We start from the raw sequence: 18132 nt of genomic DNA, 5'->3' as shown, positions 1-18132 counted from the left end.
TCTACGATCAAGTCGTAGAATGACATGTTTCTTTTGATTAGCTATACTGATACCTTGGTACAAGAATATTTAATATCTGATATGAAAAAGTTATCTACAATGGCTGTGATATTTATCTCGACTGGTGGGATGATTGGCAGCGGTTGGTTGTTTTCACCATATTATGGATTTCAAACAGCAGGTCAAGGAGTTATAGTCTCTTGGGTTATTACAGCTTTACTTACTTTACTTGTGGCATTGTGTTTTGCCGAGGTTGCATCTATGTTACCGATAGTCTCCGGAGCAATGCGTTTTTTACGAATTACACATTCTCGAACGTTAGGCTTTTTATTTGTTGCTTTAGGTTGGATAAGTTATTTGGTCTATTTACCTTTAGAAGCACAGTCAGTTGTCCAGTATTTAGGATTTTGGTTTCCAAGCTTAGTTGATTCAAGTTCAACAGGAGTTTTCTTATCATATTATGGAGTAACTTTTGCATTTTTGATTATGCTAGGTTTGACATACTTAAATACTTATCAACTTAAAAACGTTGCCAAAATTAACTCGATAGTTAGTATTTGGAAAATCTTTTTGCCAATAGCTATTGCTGTAGGAATGTTAGCTTTTTATGGATCTTTTAAGAATTATCATGCTAATACCTTGCATATAACTGTTAATTTTGAGCATATTTTATTAGCTATTACAGGCTCTGGTTTAGCTTTTGCTTTTTCTGGTTTTCAAAATGGTTTAATCGTAGCAAACTCCGCAAAAAATCCTAAATTAGCAATTCCTCTATCATTAATAGCTCCAGTAGTAGTTGGTTTGACAATGTATATATCTTTATCGTTGCTTTTTATGTTCTGTATACCTGGATCTGTGAAAGGGTTTGATGGAGGCGTGGCACCTTTACTAGGTCTGTTAAGCTTATTTAGTTTACATATTATTTATACGATATTATTTATAGATGCTATGGTTGCTCCATTAGGTACTGGTAATGTTTATACAGCTGTTACAGGCAGAATTCTTCAAGCATTTGGATTAGAATTTTTCAAAAAATCAGTTCTAACAAGGTTAAATAAAAATCATGTGCCAATATTTTGTATTTGGATTAACTTTTTTGTAGGTTTGATATTTTTATTTCAATTTCCAACTTGGACAGCTTTAGTAAATTTCTTATCTTCTTTAGTTTTATTTAGCTGTTTATCAGGACCTGTGGTTTTGATTATCTTTAGAGATAAATTTCCTGAGATAGAGAGAAAATTTAAATTGCCTTTTTATAAATTATTTGGGTATTTAGGGTTTATATCTTGTACATATTTTATATATTGGTCAGGTACTTTTAATTTATTATGTTTAGTTATACTAGTTGCTGTAGCTTGTATTTTCTATTGGTTTGTCTTTATGCGTAGTCATTTTATTGATGTATTTAAGCAAACGTGGTTTGTTTGTGCATATATCATATGTCTATGGGGTATTTCGTATATTCACGAGTTAAAACTAGTAGCATTTCCTTACGATAACTTAATTGTGACTATAGTTAGTGTCTTATTCTTAAAAGTGTTTATTGCTACACAAGCCTCTACAGAAACTATTCAAGAAAATATACAAGGAGTTATGTCAGAGGTTGAGAACCTTAAAAGTGTTTAAATAATCATTTTTTCTTATCAAAAGCTAATTACAATTAAGTCCTTTTAGGATAAAATAACACATTAATCATTTCTTTATTTTTAGAAAAAATAATGGCAGATATACATAATCATAAAATTTTGATCTTAGACTTTGGCTCACAGTATACGCAGCTTATTGCTCGTAGAGTCAGAGAAGTCGGTGTTTTTTGTGAAATTTTCCCTCATGATATAGATGATGAGTTTATTAAAGAATATGGCGCAAAAGGCATAGTTCTTTCAGGTGGACCTGAGTCTGTTTATGACTCTCATGTGAAAGCTCCCGAGGTAGTTTTTGATCTAGGCGTTCCAATTCTTGGTATTTGCTATGGTATGCAAACTATGGTTATGCAACATGGTGGCGAGGTCAAAGGCTCAGATCAAAGTGAGTTTGGTAAAGCAATAATTAATATTTTAAGCTCTGATGATAATATCTTCTCTAATTTAGATAGTGAGCAGCTAGTTTGGATGAGCCATAGTGATAAAGTTACAGAGACTGGTGAGTATTTTGAAGTGATTGCATCTTCAGTAAATGCTCCTGTAGCTGCGGTTGCTCATAAAACTAAGCCTTTCTTTGGTGTACAATTTCATCCTGAGACAACTCATACAGAAAATGGAAAACAAATTGTAGAGAATTTTGTTGTAAACATCTGTGGTTGCGACATTTTATGGAATATCGATAATATTATCGAAAATGATATTGTTGAAATTAAAAAGAAAGTTGGCTCTGATAAGGTTATATTAGGTTTATCAGGAGGCGTTGACTCATCTGTTGTAGCTGCAATTTTACATGAAGCTATAGGTGATCAGCTAACTTGTATATTCGTTGATACTGGTTTACTTCGTTTAAATGAAGGTGATCAAGTGATGGAAGTTTTTGCAGAGCATATGGATATTAATGTTATTCGTGTAAATGCAAAAGACAGATTCTTAAGAGCTCTAGAAGGAGCTTGTGATCCTGAGCAAAAACGTAAAATCATAGGAAAGCTTTTTGTAGATATATTTGATGAAGAAGCTGCAAAAATCGAAAATGCTAAATGGCTTGCTCAAGGCACTATATATAGTGATGTAATTGAGTCTGCGGGTAACAATAAATCAAAAGCTCATGTTATAAAATCTCATCATAATGTAGGTGGCTTACCTAAAGAGATGAAGCTAAAACTTTTGGAGCCTCTAAGAGAGCTCTTTAAAGATGAGGTGCGTAGATTAGGCTTAGGATTAGGTTTACCATATAATATGCTTTATAGACATCCTTTCCCAGGTCCTGGATTAGGTGTGCGTATATTAGGTGAGATCAAAAAAGAATATGTAGAAACTTTACAAAAAGCCGATGCTATATTTACAGAAGAGTTATATAAGCATAACTTATACCATGATATTTCTCAGGCTTTTGGTGTCTTTTTGCCAGTTAAATCTGTAGGTGTTGTTGGTGACCAGCGTAGATATGAATACGTAATAGCTTTAAGAGCTGTTGTGAGTATTGATTTTATGACTGCAACGTGGGCAAATTTACCTTATGATTTCCTATCTTTGGTTTCTAATAGAATAGTCAATGAGGTGAAAAAAGTTTCTCGTGTTGTTTATGATGTGACAGGTAAACCACCTGGAACTATTGAATGGGAGTAAATAAACTCCCATAATATAAAGTATAAGTTTAATTAGTATATATTTTATACTTTTAAATTAGGTGAACATTTTTATACTATGCCAAAATATAAAATTTTAGATAAGATAAACACTCCAAAAGATCTAAAGCATGTTCCTGAAAGTCAGCTTAAGGAGCTATCATCAGAGCTAAGAAGTTTTTTGGTCGATACTCTTGATGTTAGTGGAGGGCATTTTGCTAGTAGTCTCGGAGCTACTGAGCTAACTGTGGCTTTGCATTATGTCTATAATACTCCGCATGATAATATCGTTTGGGATGTAGGGCATCAAACATATATTCATAAGATTCTTACAGGAAGAAAAGATCAGTTAGTAACCGTCAAAAAAGATGGCGGAATATCTGGTTTTCCAAAACGTAGTGAGAGTGAATATGACACTTTTGGTGTAGGGCATTCTAGTACTTCTATTAGTGCTGCTATTGGTATGGCAATAGGTGATAGGCTAAAAGGTAAACCATCTAGTACTGTAGCGGTTATTGGTGATGGAGCTATTACAGGTGGTATGGCATTTGAAGCTCTAAATCATGCTGGTGGCATAAAAGAAGATGTTTTAGTAGTGCTAAATGATAATGAAATGTCTATTTCGGATAATGTAGGTGGACTTTCTGCTCATTTTAGTAAGATTATTTCAGGTGGTTTTTATAATAGCATCCGAGAAAAGGGTAAAGAAGTTTTAAAAAATATTCCTCCGATGTTTGAATTTGTTAAAAAAATTGAGACTCAAACAAAAGGGATGTTTGTTCCGGCAAACTTTTTTGAAGATTTAGGTTTTTATTATGTTGGACCTATAGATGGTCATGATGTTAATGAGCTAGTAAAAACTTTAAGAATTTTAAAAGACCATAAAGGACCTAAGTTATTACATATTATAACTAAAAAAGGTAAAGGCTATACTAAAGCTGAATCAGATCCTATTAAGTTTCATCATGTAGCACCAAGCTTTCATACTGGAGAGAGTAGTTCTAAAGCTTCAAAACCTACATATTCAAATATTTTTGGTAATTGGATTTGTCAAAAAGCAGCTAAAGATGAGCGTTTAGTAGGTGTTACTCCCGCAATGAGAGAAGGTTCTGATTTAATAAGATTCTCTCAAGAATATCCAAATAGATATTTTGATGTCGCTATAGCAGAGCAGCATGCTGTGACATTTGCTGGAGGTTTAGCCTGTCAAGGACTAAAACCCGTTGTAGCTATTTACTCAACATTTTTACAAAGAGCCTATGATCAGGTTATTCATGATGTTGCCTTGCAGAATCTTGATGTTTTGTATGCTGTCGATAGAGCTGGTTTAGTTGGTGCTGATGGTGCGACACATGATGGTAGTTTTGATTTATCATTTATGCGTTGTATTCCAAATCATGTGATAATGACGCCTAGTGATGAAAATGAAGCTTATCATATGCTTGATTTAGGTTATAAGTATAATGGGCCAGCGATGGTACGTTATCCGCGTGGAGCAGGTATAGGTGCTGAAATTACTGATAAATTGGACTTAGAGCTTGGTAAATCAAAATTGATTAGAGATGGCTCTAAAATAGCTATATTGAATTTTGGAACTTTGCTACCAGTAGCTAAGCAAATTGCAGATAAATATAATGCTACAATTATCGATATGCGCTTTGTAAAACCTCTAGATGAAAAAGCTATAGATGACGTTTGTAAGTCACATAAAATAATCTTAACTTTAGAAGAAAGCTCTATTGCAGGCGGAGCAGGCTCTGCAGTTAATGAATATTTGGTGGCTAATAGTTTAAATAAAGATTTAACTATAAGAAATTTTGGCCTTCAAGATCAATTCTTAAATCATGGAACAAAAGATTTATTACTAGATCAAAGCAATCTTTCTTTTAAAAAGATATCTACGGAAATTGATAATATTCTTAAATAATTAATTCAAAAATCATACATATATCTTATACTTATAATTAAAGCTATTTTAGTGCGCTCAAGTAAATGAAAAAAATAATTATAGCTATAATCGCTTGTATTATAATTTATCTAATTTATTATATTTTTTTCTCAACTAGTTATAATAATTGGCATATTATCAATATTCAGCCTAAAGGTAAAACTATAGTTGCTTTTGGGGATAGTTTAACGGCAGGCTATAGAGTTAACAAAAAAGATAACTATCCATCACAGCTTTCTAAAATGATTAATCAGCCTATTATTAATATGGGAGTATCTGGTGAGACAACTCAGCAGGCTTTAGAGAGAATTAATAGTGTAGTAGCTAAAGACCCTAAAATTGTGCTTATAACTCTAGGTGGCAACGACCTTAAAAAAAGAGTTCCTGCTGGAGAAGCTTTCGATAACCTCAAACAAATAGTCGATATTTTACAAGCAAATGGCGCACTTGTTGTTATTGGAGGTCTAGATATTCCTTACTATTCTAATGATTATGCAGATGATTATATTACATTTGCTAAAAATAATGGTTGTTTACTTGTTCCAGATGTTCTTAATGGATTGTTTGGTAATAAAAAGCTAATGGTTGATACAGTTCATCCTAATGCAAAAGGATATACAGTTGTAGCAAAAGAATTTTATAATGTTATTAGAGATTATATTAATTAAAAGATTATGAAGGGAAACGAGTTATTCTAGCAATTTCTTCTTTTGTGTAAGAATGGAAAACATCTAGTAAGCCTAATTTTTTACGAATATATGGTAAAGAAAAATAACCTCGAATATATTTTTCACCATCTTTGTTTTTGTCAGAAACAACAAAGTGAGGATGAGTGGAATTTATCAGTGTATTTAATATATGACCAATCTTTGCTTCTTTGATAATTGCATATGGCGCAACATTAACCATAGATATATCAAACTTTGCATCATCAGCAGTTAATTCTGCGGGTTTAACGCCAGCATCTCTAGCCCTTTCTTGTAAGCCTTGACCTTCAATATAATGTAAAGAAATAGTACCTGTAACTTTATCACTAGAACTAGTTACAAGGGCATAATCCAGATGATTATCAATTAATTTAGCTTTCACATCTTTTATATGAGTATCTCCTCTAACAACTAAAGCTTTATGTGCTTCAAAATCTCTAAAAACTGCCAGTGCTGGACTATCTAAAAATAACAAGCGATTTACTTCATCTTTAAGGTATTCAACAGATTTAGTATCTTTAAAGTGAGAAAGTTCTATTTTTTTGAATTCTTTTAGATCCACTAGTTTCTCCTAGTATAAATAATGGAATAATTACTTAGATTTTAGACAAAATATTTGCCTTTTTCAAAGGTTATTAGCTATTATTTACACAAGATAATATTTAAATTGATATACTATGGCAAATTACTTAGTTACTGGAGGGTCAAATGGAATTGGAAAGGCTCTCATTGATATATTAAAGCAAGATGAAAGCAATAATATTTTTAATGTAGATCTTACTGGATCTAGTAATGAGAATAATGTTAGCTTTATTAAAGCAGATTTAACAAAAGAACAAGATATTCTAGAAATTGTATCTAGAGTTGAAGATATACAATTTGATGGTATTTTTCTAAATGCTGGAGTATTAATCAAAGGGTCTATTTTTGATATTGATATAAAAGATATCAAAAAAGTATTTGATGTGAATGTTTGGTCTAATATTTATCTAATCAAAGGTTTAAAAGATTCTATACGTCATGGTACTTCTATCGTGTTTAATGGTTCTGATCAATGCTTTGTTGCTAAAGCAAATAGTTTTGCTTATACAACAAGTAAAGGAGCTATTGCTCAGATGACAAAGTCATTAGCTATTGATTTAGCTAAATATAATATTCGTGTAAATGCAGTATGCCCCGGAACTGTTGATACAGATTTTTATAGGAATCTTATACAAAAATATGCTCAAAACTCGGGAATATCATTTGAGCAAGCACATAAAAGTGAAGAAGAAGAATTTCCTTTACAAAGAATTGCTCAGCCAGAAGAGGTCGCGAATTTGGTGTATTTTTTACTTAGTGATAAAAGTAAATTTATGACAGGTGGCTTGATTCCTATTGATGGTGGTTATACAGCTCAATAGTTTTACGATAAAATATATAACAGTGTTATACTTTTAGTGTAAGTACCTATAATTTATAAGTTAAGATATGATTGAAACAGATAGAATAATTTCAGCAAATACTGTTCAAAGTAATGATGAAAATGTTATAGATAGAGCTATTAGACCTAAGACATTATCTGAGTATGAAGGTCAACCGACAGTTCGTGAGCAGATGGAGATATTTATCGAGGCAGCAAAGTCTCGTAATGATGCTCTTGATCATACTCTTATATTTGGCCCTCCAGGTTTAGGTAAGACAACTTTATCAAATATTATTGCTAATGAAATGGGTGTAGAACTTAAGCAAACAAGTGGTCCAGTATTAGAAAAAGCAGGCGATTTAGCAGCACTTTTGACAAATCTTGAAGAAAATGATGTTTTGTTTATTGATGAAATTCATCGTTTGAGTCCAGTTGTTGAAGAGATATTATATCCAGCGATGGAAGATTATCAGCTTGATATAATGATTGGAGAGGGTCCCGCTGCAAGATCAATAAAGATTGATTTACCACCATTTACATTAGTAGGAGCTACTACAAGAGCAGGATTATTAACATCACCCCTTAGAGATAGATTTGGTATTATTCAGCGTTTAGAATTTTACTCTGTTGAAGATTTAGCAAAAATTGTTTATCGTTCAGCTAAACTACTTGAGTTAGATATAACTGAGGATGGGGCACAAGAAATAGCTAAACGTTCAAGAGGAACTCCAAGAATAGCAAATAGGTTATTACGCAGAGTTAGAGATTATGCTCAAGTAAAAGGTTCTGGTGAAATAAATTTTGAAACCGCAGATAAAGCTTTATCAATGTTAAAAGTAGATCCCGTAGGTTTTGATCATATGGATCATAGATACTTGTTAACACTTATTGAGAAATTTGCTGGTGGTCCAGTGGGATTAGACACTATGGCTGCTGCATTAAGTGAAGAAAAGGGTACAATTGAAGATGTTATCGAGCCATATTTAATTCAGCAAGGCTATATAATGCGTACAGCAAGAGGTAGAATAGCTACTTTAATTGCATATAATCACTTTAAGTTAAAAATCCCAGAAAATTTAGATCCTAACAAACAGCAGAACTTATTGATTTAGTTCTTTATCATCCTGATATACAAGGATATCTCCCGGTTGGCAGTCTAAATATTTACAGATAGCTTCTAATGTAGAAAACCTAACTGCTTTAGCTTTTTGATTTTTAAGTATAGAAAAGTTTTGCTCTGTAATTCCAATAGCTTGAGCTAGCTCTTTTGATCTAACTTTCTTATCTGCCATAATAGCTGCTAAATTAATCTTTATAGCCATATTTAAAGTATACCTTTTAGATTGTTAGTTCATTTTCTTCAGAGATTTCTTTGGCTTTTTGCATTACTGATGCAATTGCTATAACTATAGCTCCAGTAATTAAAGCTAGGATATCTAAAGTATCTATAGAAACACCAATAAATCTTTCTCCAGGGGAATTATTATAGCTTAGAGTCAATGTTATTAAAGGTCCATAGATTAATTTAGCAATAAACCAATATACTAAGGCATTACCAAGTTTCTTATAAATAATGACTACTTTAGATGAGAATACTTCAAGATTTTCATAATGACTAAATAGCCTTATAAGCAGTTCAATAATATTTAGAACTGCAAGAGTAGGAATTAGACTCACAAATAATGCAAAGATTCTTGTAGTAAGTGAAAGCTTGTGAGAAATATAGCTTGTAAATGACTGAGATACTCCAATAGAGTCAAAAATATCAAGGTTTGTTTGAACACATGCCCAAAATAATGGAACTAATATTATTATAACTATGAATACTAGCTTAAAGAATTTTTTATATAATCTACTTTTTTGCTGAAGTGAGTACATTTGTTTATTTTATTAATATTTATTCTATTAACAAAATATAACTTAAAAATTATTGTTTTTCAATATTTAGTTATTGTTAAACAGTAAGTTTTTGTATTATTATAGGAAATAAAACAATATAATTAAGATCATAAGGATATAGAATATGAGGTTTTTAATTATTATCATTGTCTGTTTTTTGATAAATACTTTACAGGCAGAAGATTTAGGAAATTATCTGATACAAAAATATGATTATCAAAAACTAAGCTTACTTGATAATTATAAGAATTTTCCTGCTCTGTATTTAATAGGAAAAGTAAATAATAACAAAGCTTATATTTTGTTTGATACAGGCTCTAATGGAATAAGTATTTTTAATAGTTCTGTTAAACAGCTTAAGCTTAAAGAAGACAATAGTTTAAATCATTCAAAAAATATGACTGGGCAATCAAGTATTAATCATAATGTGATTTTAAAGCGAATAAAAATTGGTGATATTTTTTTAAAAAATGTCAAAGCTGAGATAACTAACCAACCTAAAAAAAAGCAATATCCGACTATTGTTATAGGAACCAATTTTTTAAAGAAATACAATGCTATATTTAACTTCTCTAATAATAGTATATATTTAAGCACTAGGCAGATAACACCTAAAGATCATTATTTAATTGGTCAGAAACTACAAGTTAAGAATTATTTATTAATTAATCTAACAAAACTACTTTCACAGCATCAGATTATACCAGTAGTATTTAATAAAAGTTCTCCAGTGAATTGTTTGCTTGATACAGGGACTTCAAATTTTACAGTGTCGGATGAATATAGTAAGAGCATTGGTTTAAAAACTACCTCTAAAGAGACAATTAAGGCAACAGATGGAACACTGACAATCTCTAATACTAACATTGCTAGCCTTACACTTAATCCTTTAAATACTTTTTATCAAAAGAGATTACAGTTATTTAACCTTAAAGCAACTTCAGCAAATATAGAATCTTTAAGTAAATTCTTAGGAGTAGTTTGTATATTAGGATTCAAGGAGCTAAAAGACACTAAGTCAGTTTATGAGTTTTCAGCAGCAAGGCTCTATATTCAAAGTGATTTATAATTCATTATTATTAAATATATTTTTATAAAAAAGTAAAATTATTAATGCTGCTAAAACTTTAGCAAGACAAGGTAATATACAATAAATTAGTCTTAGAATAGTATCAAGATTTTCAGGAGTGGAGTAACTAATAATAGGAAAAGTAATAATGGTAGCTATTGCAAAACTAAATTTACCTATAAAAGCTAAAATTGCATAGTAGCCATTTCCAAGCTCTCTACGTTCAGGGTAGCTATCTATCCATTTAGCTAATAATATACTTGGTAGTATTAGTTCTGCGGCTAATCCTGCTCCTGCAAATAGGCAAATTAGTGTAAAAGCTATATATTGCCCCGCAGATAAAATAAATACAAAAGAAAAAACTAAAGCATAAAGTATCAATACTATAGCCCAGATTTTTAAGATCCCAAATCTTAAGGCTAGTTTCTTTATAATAGGAATAAATACAATAGCCCCTAAAAAATATGTAAAAAGATATACACCAGTAAAATCAGGAGTCTCTAAAACATATTTACTAAAAAAAACTAATGTAACAGCTGGCAGGGTAGAGCCTACAGCACTTATTGTATATACAATAAACAATAAGACACCTTGCTTATCAAAATGGTTAATGTAGTTTTTTATATTAAAGCTATATATTTTTTGCGTGTTATTATCCGTTGAGCTAGCTTTATCTAACCATTTGAAGAAAAATATACTAGAGATAATTATCAAAATAATTGAGATAATTGCGTAGAGAAAATAGCCACGTTGACTTGGTAGATAGATCAAAAATACTGATAGTAGTACTGATGCTGTTAAAACACCGATGATATTTGAGATTTCTCTAGCACCAATTATTATTGATTTACTATTATCATCCTTTAACCATAATGCACCTTTTGTAATAGAAAATATTGTTATATAGCTAAAAGCAAATGTTGATAAGAATATACCTATTGTGAGGTTTAATATTTTATTTGAAAATACAGGTACACACATAATATACACACCGATTATAAATGCAAGTATAACTATGACTAGGCTGATCTTACTTAGTTTATGAAATCTATCACAATACCAACCAATAAATGGATCTAATACTGCATCTAAACATCTAAGTATAAATAAGACAATACTTAGTAATGTTAGATTTATAGCATAATTTGTATGGTAATAATCAGGTAAAAAGATATATATAGGAATACTAGCAAATGCTACAGGTAGGGCAATAAAAGCGTAATTAAAGATATCTTTTTTTCTCAATTCCATAATCAATATTAAAATGCTTTGGTATTAACTAGGATAACATTATTAGAAATACTTATAGATTAAAAGTTTGTAAGGTAATAAATATTGTTTTATTTTATGAAATATATCGAAGACTATATTCGACAAACTTTGGTTAATTCTATGCTGTCATGATTTTATAATTATTGCATACTAATATTTAAACTAGGAATGTACGTATGGAGTTAGATAGAGCTCAATTACTTAAAGATTTTAATAGTTTGTATAAAAATGAATTTGATAGCTTAACAAAAGACGATTTTATAAAAATGCAAAAAAAAGCAAGTAATTTTGAGTTATCATCGATTTTAAACACAGGGGGGGCGTTAGTTTTTCCTCATGTTCATGTTGCCGATTGTGGATATATGCTTTTAGCTGTAATAAATGCCATACTTAAGTCTGGCAGTAAAAAAGTTCTAGCAATCAGTGTATTACATCCATTCTCTGATGAAATGGAAGAGGCGAGAATTAGAATTGCAACTAACTCGTTGGAAAATATCACAAAAGAGCCTTTACGAGGAATTTATGGTCCAGGATTATCTGAAAAAATTGATACATGGAAAGATGATCATGCTTTGTATGCATTTCGAAGAATGTTGAAGGTTGTTTCAGAATCTATAGGTGTTGAGGAGCCTACAGTGATAGAAAGATATATTCATCTAACAGGAGATAAGCCACAAACTCTACCAGGAATAGAGGAGTTAAAAGAGCTAGCAAAAGACTCAGTAATAGTTGCTACAGCTGATCATTCACATCATGGTATTGCTTATGGTACTCCTAAAGAAAAGGCATATTTTCCTGATAATAAAGGTCTAAAAATTATCAAAGCAAGAGTTCAAGAAGGTTTAGAGTTACTCGATGTTGGAGATTATAAGCAATATATAAAGCATTGCTATAATGTGACAGGAAGTGATTGGAGAGACGCAGGTATTGTTATTCGTTATTTATTAGGACCAATGAAGTCAAATATAATTGATGTTATTGGTAGTGATTTTTCAGAATTACCATATAAGTCAGAAAGCCCATCCTGGGCTTTAGGAGCCTTAGTTTCTTGTGAGAAAATCATTTAACTATAATGGTAGTCAAAAGTTAGATATAGAGTTACATATGAAATAGACTTTATATTGCAGAGGAAGTCTCACAAATGAAAAGGAATATTGGATTTTTATATGCTTGGGGCTATATTTTAAATATAGCTCTTTCTACAGTATATGTTGAAATATTAGGGAGTTTAGCCAATATTTGGGCTATGTTATTGTTCTCTACATTATGCGCATATATTATTTTTAATATGTGTAATTTAGGTAATATTATATCTTCACATAAAATGATTTTTAAAGATATTAAGCTCTGGCTTCTTTGCTCAAGCTCTATATCTTTTGCATGGCTATTTTCATATGTGGGTACAGTATATTCTGGAGCATCATTTTCTTTAGCTGTAACTTTTTTATCTTTAGCCGCATGCTCAGCTATTTGTAGTAAATATTTAATTAAAAGTATTATATGTATAATAGCAATATTAATATCATATATTTTTAATGTAGATGTTTCTTTAATAGGTTTAATCGCCTGTATTTTGAATGGGTTTTTTCTATATTTATATGCAAAATCTTCAAAAACTTTTTCACAGAAAAATGATCTAAATGTTATAGGAATGTTATCTATTAGGTTTTATCCTTTAATATTAATATCATTTATAGGTTTTGGTTTTTCTATATCTTATGGTCAATATGAATATATAACAGTATCGTATATTTATTTAGTAGTACAACTTATTTTACTTGGAGTAATTAATAGAGTTCTACCTATGCTTTTTTCCCAAAATGCTATTAATATATTAGGAGAAAATGAAATCGGTATATTATTTTCTTTTATTCCTGTAACTACATTTTTCTTTGAATCGTTAATAGATCAGAATTTTTCTATACTATTATTTGTTGTAAGCATGATTGCTGGTTTTGCTTTAAATTTAGATAAAGTTTTTAAAAGATATATTCGAGCGTAAGTTTTATAGGTGAAAGTTTATAATAAAGAAGGAACTGTCCTAGATAACTAAGTTATGTTAGGATGGTTTTGATGAGGAAAAGTAGATTAAGTACATACAAGCAAGACAAATTAATAGAGTTATTTATAGCAGGAAGTAGTCATGGTTAAATAACTGGGATAATTTAACTGTATTCTTGCAATACCCTCCCAAAATCCGTAAAGTAATTTATACTACTAATGCGATAGAATCGCTTAATAGTCAATTTAGGAAAGTTATTAAGAATAAAAAAATATTTCCTAAAGATGACTCTGTTTTGAAATCTTTATATTTGGCTATAGATTATTTGACTAAAAAATGGTCTATGCCTGTGAGATATTGGAATGAGGCTATGCCTTTTTTCGCTATTGAATTTGAAGATAGAATTCAGAGGTTTGTGTAAGTGAATTTACACACTTATTTGGAAAGGCTCCTTATATAACAGGCACAAAGAAAAAGTAGTTTAAAAATAACTTCGTCTTTCTTATAAGTTCCAAGAATTAATAGTATTATCTTTGAGATCAATTAAACGATTTTTTAATCTAGTTCTTTCTGCTTTATCATCATTTCCACCTGTCCTAAAAATTGTAGTTGGCCTTACTTCTTGTTTACGTTGAGATAAATATTTAACAAATTCTTTTAATATACTTGATTGTATAGAGCGTCCAAAATCATTATAAAAACTATTCAAAGCTCTTAGTATATAAGATAAACATGAATTATGGTGAATATTGATGCTTCCACTAAATTTTTTATAAGATCCTGTTTTATTGGCAAATGATCTTAGCTCATTTATAAGTCGAATTTCAAAATTAGATGATAATGGTATAGTTGAATTTATTTCATCTTTAATGTTAATGAGAGCTTCAGAAATACAACGTGCCCTATCTCGACCAGAACGGCCATGCTTATGGTGAAAATGAAAAAAACCATGGTTTGCTTGTTCATTATATGCAATATAGGCTCCAATATCTTTAATAAGCTTATCTATTAGACGTAACAAATGTTTTTTTTTCTCTTTCTCCTTATCTTTCTCTTCTAGTGAAGGTAATAGGTATTTTTGTTTAAAATTTTTATAAAATTCTGTTTTTACGACACCAATATAATTATGGCTTACAAATTTATTTTCTGGATAGTTTTTTCCATGTTTAAATATAAAGCCCTCTTGTGGTCTTTCTTCTGTTGAGAAGTCTAACATTTTATTAGTATATTCCATAGTAACAAGAGTACCAATATAACCTACAACAGAAGTTTTATAAAATCCTTTGCTATTAAGGGCTACCATAAAATTTTTACAAATCTGATCTCCATCACACATAAGTAGATGTATTTTAAGATTATTTTGTGCATGTTTTGGAATATATTCGGCCATTAATTCTGCTAAATAATCCACGGTTAAATAGCATGCCACTAATTTATGATTAGAATTTAGTATTTGCTGTTGGAGATTTTTTGGTGGGGCCCCATGAGCGTTAATATATATAACACTATATGGCACCACATCTTTTAAATAGTCTTTTAGTATTTCTTTAGCAATTTGAGTATTAGTTTTTTCATTACTTATATTTAGAGATTTTCTTTTAAATCTGCCATCACGACCATCAAATGCAAAATTGATTAGACAAGTTGGAATAGGTTTTCGATTAGGTACAAGTTTACGAGGAAAATTAATTGCAAAATTTATAGTTTTCTTTTCAAAAATACTATTAAAACCGGTTGTTTTATGATAAAAGCTCTGAGAGGTAGGATGTATATCACCAGACTTATTAGAAGCATTGTAACAAATATAAAAAGCTTTATTAAATTTAGGATTTGGCATATGATTATTGTTAATAGTTAATTCTTAATAAAGAATAGTCTTTAACTTTTATATTGTCTTCAGTAGAAAATACTAATTATAGTAACATCTTTATTTTTAGATATTATCAAGTTCTGTGTACAAAAATAATCTTTGATCGTAGTCAAATAAAAGCACAAACTAATTTAACCTCAGTGCATTATTAGTCCAATTAAAATCAATAACTACAAGTATTTAGATATAAAGTAATTATCTAACTAAGGTTGCTTGTTTTGCTTTAAGTTTTGATAAAGTTTTTAGAAAACATATTCGAGCGTAAGTTTTATAGGTGAAAGTTTATAATAAAGGATTAATTACCAATTTATTTTTTTCTTAGGAACCCATTTATCTAGTAGTGCGGTATATTTTTTCTCTAAAACCTCTTTGGGTGGTAGTTCAGGTAATTTTGAATATAGGTCAGCTTTTTGGAAAGCTTTTAATAAAGGAAGTAGTAACCAATCTTTTTCACTAGCAAGCTCTTGATATGCTAATCCGCCTGTTTGTGGTGTATGCCAAGGATAGAAAGAGTGATAGCGAAGAAGATATAAGCCTTCATAAGGTATATCACTACCTTGTTCAAAAACTTTATAAATATATTCATCATGACCAAAACTCATATCAACATCATCAAAGCCACATCCTTTTTCATATTTCCCATAATGAGTTTCTGATTGTGAATTATACTTATCATAGTCCTTAGATTCTTCTACAAACTCTTTATGAGAAAAAACATTAGCACTAGCAAAAGGACAAGCTACTGGATAGGTATCACCAACAGTTGACCATTGTGGTAATTGACCATAATCTGGTAGAGTCATGATTTTACCTAAATCGTGTATAAAGCCAACTAGTGGGAACCATGACCAGTCCTTAATATGGCTATATAAATTGCTTAAGCTCTGTTTTTCTGTGTAGAAATCCTGCCATACTTTAGGAAGACTTTGCCATTCATGATCTCTAAACAATGAACTAATTAAAGCGTTATCTCTAATTTCAGAGTCATTTTTCAAAAACTTATTTTGGCAAGCTTCAGCTGTTTGATATGCATGTTCAATTTGTGGTAGATCATTATCAGGATCACTCTCATCATGAACATCTTCAAGAAGTTTAAATACCTCATAAACATCCATATTACCTAATTTAAGTTTAAAGTATTTTTTCTTCATTTGGGTAACATAATCAGGATTTTGATTAATATGCATTTCTCTATAAGTTCTTTCTACGCGGTCTTGGAACTTACTATCTGTATAGTTACGAAATTCTCCGAAAGTATTTTCAGCTGTTTGAGACATTTTATTTCTCCTTAAAATTAATTTGTAAACTTATAATCATCTTTACCTAAATACCTTGTTGGAACACCTTTATTAAGGTTGTTCTCAATAGTTTCAAGATGTGCGCCCTTAGTTTCAGGGACAAAGAAATATGTTACTACAAATGCTAGCGCTGCAATACAAGCGTATATTCCAAAGGTAAATGATATTCCTAAGCTTGTCAATATAGTTAAGAAAGTTGCTGCAACAACAAAGTTAGCTAACCATTGAATAGATGCAACAAAACTCATAGCAGAAGCTCTTACATTTAACGGGAAAATCTCTGAGATAATTAGCCAGAAAAGAGATCCAACACTTATACAATAACCTACAATATATACCAAAAGACATACTAAAGCTAATATAGCAGTAGCTCCATTTGAAACGTTATGTAGTAGATAAATCATACTAAATAAGCTTAATGCTGCCATAGCAGATCCTATTAGTAAGAACTTTCTTCTACCTAGTCTATCAATATATATAATAGTAACAATCGTTGCGATGAAATTTACTAGACCTAAAGATAGTGTCATAAGCATCTTCATTTCATCACCTTGGAAGCCTATGTTTGACATTATATAAGGCCCATAATACATTACTGTATTTATGCCAAAGAATTGTTGGAATATACCAAGTGCTAAACCTATATAAAGAACGGGACGAACTGTTTTATTAAAAATAGCGGAGAACTTAAGTCGACTAGAGTTTTCTAGATTATTTTTAATAGCAGTTAATTCTTCAGAAACATCATGCTCAGTTTCTCGGATCTTAGATAAAGTTTCATAAGCCTCACTTTTCTTACCTTTAGAAAATAACCACTTTGGCGAATATGGCATAAAACACATACCAATAAAAAGTAAAACAGCTGGGATTAACCCTGTAGCAACCATAGCACGCCAGCTACCACTACTTGTAAAATAGTAATCAACTAAAAAAGCGATAACCTGTCCACCTGTAAGAAAAGCACCATTCCAAAGTACTAGAGATCCTCTTTTAGAAGCAGGTGCAACTTCAGCTATAAATAAAGGTGCTGCAAATGAAGCAATACCTATAGCTGCACCTAAGATAAATCTACCAAAAATTAAAGTCTCTATATTTGGTGCTAACGCAGCTATTAATGTACCAATTACAAAAAGTAGACTTGTAGCAATCATTGCTTTTTTACGACCAAACTTATCAGTAAAATAACCACTTACAAGTGCACCAAAAAAAGCACCTAAAACACAGAAGCTAACAACCAACTCTAGTTGCCAATGTTCAGCTGAAAATTCTTTTTGAACAAAAGGTGTTGCTCCAGCAATAATAGATGTATCAAAACCAAATAGTAAGCCGCCGATTGCAGCGACAGCTACTATTATAATTACATATAATTTAGCCGATTTTTGTTGAGGTTGCAT

At 30.7% G+C, this 18132-nt stretch carries 16 protein-coding genes and 2 pseudogenes; 11 read left to right on the top strand and 7 right to left on the bottom strand.

Going from position 1 to position 18132, the window contains the following annotated elements:
• Positions 1-81 precede the first annotated feature (81 nt).
• The 4 genes from F3D62_RS10565 to F3D62_RS10550 all read left to right on the top strand — a co-directional run bounded on the left by F3D62_RS10565 (position 82) and on the right by F3D62_RS10550 (position 5884).
• A complete protein-coding gene (locus tag F3D62_RS10565) occupies positions 82-1626 on the top strand; it encodes an APC family permease (RefSeq protein ID WP_150468213.1) in 1545 nt (514 codons plus the stop codon).
• A 92-nt stretch (positions 1627-1718) separates the two neighbouring features.
• Complete coding sequence (guaA, locus tag F3D62_RS10560) at positions 1719-3269, top strand: glutamine-hydrolyzing GMP synthase (RefSeq protein ID WP_150468212.1); 1551 nt, start codon at positions 1719-1721, stop codon at positions 3267-3269.
• Positions 3270-3347: 78 nt separating this feature from the next.
• Complete coding sequence (dxs, locus tag F3D62_RS10555) at positions 3348-5195, top strand: 1-deoxy-D-xylulose-5-phosphate synthase (protein WP_150468211.1); 1848 nt, start codon at positions 3348-3350, stop codon at positions 5193-5195.
• Between the two features lie 65 nt (positions 5196-5260).
• Entirely contained in the window at positions 5261-5884 is a 624-nt protein-coding gene (locus F3D62_RS10550; RefSeq protein WP_150468210.1) for an arylesterase, read from the top strand.
• 4 nt (positions 5885-5888) lie between these two features.
• Here the strand turns inward: F3D62_RS10550 and F3D62_RS10545 are convergent, their stop codons facing one another.
• Positions 5889-6485 carry a hypothetical protein gene (locus tag F3D62_RS10545; RefSeq protein WP_150468209.1) on the bottom strand — a complete coding sequence of 199 codons (597 nt, stop codon included), beginning with the start codon at positions 6483-6485 and terminating at the stop codon, positions 5889-5891.
• Between the two features lie 115 nt (positions 6486-6600).
• Between F3D62_RS10545 and F3D62_RS10540 the strand changes: the two genes are divergently transcribed.
• Together F3D62_RS10540 and ruvB are read left to right on the top strand one after the other, a co-directional pair.
• Complete coding sequence (locus F3D62_RS10540; RefSeq protein WP_150468208.1) at positions 6601-7326, top strand: SDR family NAD(P)-dependent oxidoreductase; 726 nt, start codon at positions 6601-6603, stop codon at positions 7324-7326.
• Positions 7327-7393: 67 nt separating this feature from the next.
• Positions 7394-8440, top strand: a complete 1047-nt coding sequence (gene ruvB, locus F3D62_RS10535; protein ID WP_150468207.1) for a Holliday junction branch migration DNA helicase RuvB — start codon at positions 7394-7396, stop codon at positions 8438-8440.
• Here the strand turns inward: ruvB and F3D62_RS10530 are convergent.
• Both F3D62_RS10530 and F3D62_RS10525 read right to left on the bottom strand, forming a co-directional pair.
• Complete coding sequence (locus tag F3D62_RS10530) at positions 8429-8650, bottom strand: helix-turn-helix domain-containing protein (protein ID WP_150468206.1); 222 nt, start codon at positions 8648-8650, stop codon at positions 8429-8431. The genes ruvB and F3D62_RS10530 overlap by 12 nt on opposite strands.
• Before the next feature lie 16 nt (positions 8651-8666).
• Complete coding sequence (locus tag F3D62_RS10525) at positions 8667-9206, bottom strand: DUF2975 domain-containing protein (RefSeq protein ID WP_150468205.1); 540 nt, start codon at positions 9204-9206, stop codon at positions 8667-8669.
• Positions 9207-9351: 145 nt separating this feature from the next.
• Between F3D62_RS10525 and F3D62_RS10520 the strand changes: the two genes are divergently transcribed.
• Positions 9352-10296 carry a retroviral-like aspartic protease family protein gene (locus tag F3D62_RS10520; protein ID WP_150468204.1) on the top strand — a complete coding sequence of 315 codons (945 nt, stop codon included), beginning with the start codon at positions 9352-9354 and terminating at the stop codon, positions 10294-10296.
• Here the strand turns inward: F3D62_RS10520 and F3D62_RS10515 are convergent.
• Positions 10291-11547 (bottom strand): MFS transporter, encoded by a 1257-nt coding sequence (locus tag F3D62_RS10515; protein WP_150468203.1) that lies wholly within the window; start codon positions 11545-11547, stop codon positions 10291-10293. The genes F3D62_RS10520 and F3D62_RS10515 overlap by 6 nt on opposite strands.
• Before the next feature lie 197 nt (positions 11548-11744).
• Between F3D62_RS10515 and F3D62_RS10510 the strand changes: the two genes are divergently transcribed.
• From F3D62_RS10510 to F3D62_RS10495, 4 genes and pseudogenes are all read left to right on the top strand, one after another.
• The gene (locus tag F3D62_RS10510) at positions 11745-12635 is read left to right on the top strand and encodes a hypothetical protein (RefSeq protein WP_150468202.1); all 891 of its coding nucleotides are present in this window, start codon (positions 11745-11747) and stop codon (positions 12633-12635) included.
• A gap of 74 nt (positions 12636-12709) precedes the next feature.
• Positions 12710-13570, top strand: coding sequence for a hypothetical protein (locus F3D62_RS10505; protein WP_150468201.1), 861 nt, complete (start codon positions 12710-12712; stop codon positions 13568-13570).
• Between the two features lie 62 nt (positions 13571-13632).
• Positions 13633-13710, top strand: a pseudogene (locus F3D62_RS10500) (IS1595 family transposase); the annotation flags it as partial.
• Positions 13710-13991: pseudogene (locus F3D62_RS10495) on the top strand (transposase); the annotation flags it as partial. The pseudogenes F3D62_RS10500 and F3D62_RS10495, both read left to right, overlap by 1 nt.
• Positions 13992-14072: 81 nt before the next feature.
• Here F3D62_RS10495 and F3D62_RS10490 read toward each other — a convergent pair.
• From F3D62_RS10490 to F3D62_RS10480, 3 genes are all read right to left on the bottom strand, one after another.
• Entirely contained in the window at positions 14073-15407 is a 1335-nt protein-coding gene (locus F3D62_RS10490) for a hypothetical protein (RefSeq protein ID WP_150468199.1), read from the bottom strand.
• 332 nt (positions 15408-15739) lie between these two features.
• Complete coding sequence (locus F3D62_RS10485) at positions 15740-16717, bottom strand: inositol oxygenase family protein (RefSeq protein ID WP_150468198.1); 978 nt, start codon at positions 16715-16717, stop codon at positions 15740-15742.
• A 17-nt stretch (positions 16718-16734) separates the two neighbouring features.
• Positions 16735-18132, bottom strand: a complete 1398-nt coding sequence (locus F3D62_RS10480; RefSeq protein WP_150468197.1) for a sugar porter family MFS transporter — start codon at positions 18130-18132, stop codon at positions 16735-16737.

This window comes from Francisella sp. SYW-9 (assembly GCF_008711465.1).
Classification (GTDB): Bacteria; Pseudomonadota; Gammaproteobacteria; order Francisellales; family Francisellaceae; genus Francisella.
The sequence above is the reverse complement of the archived record's forward strand: the minus strand, read 5'-3'. Positions and strand labels throughout refer to the sequence as shown.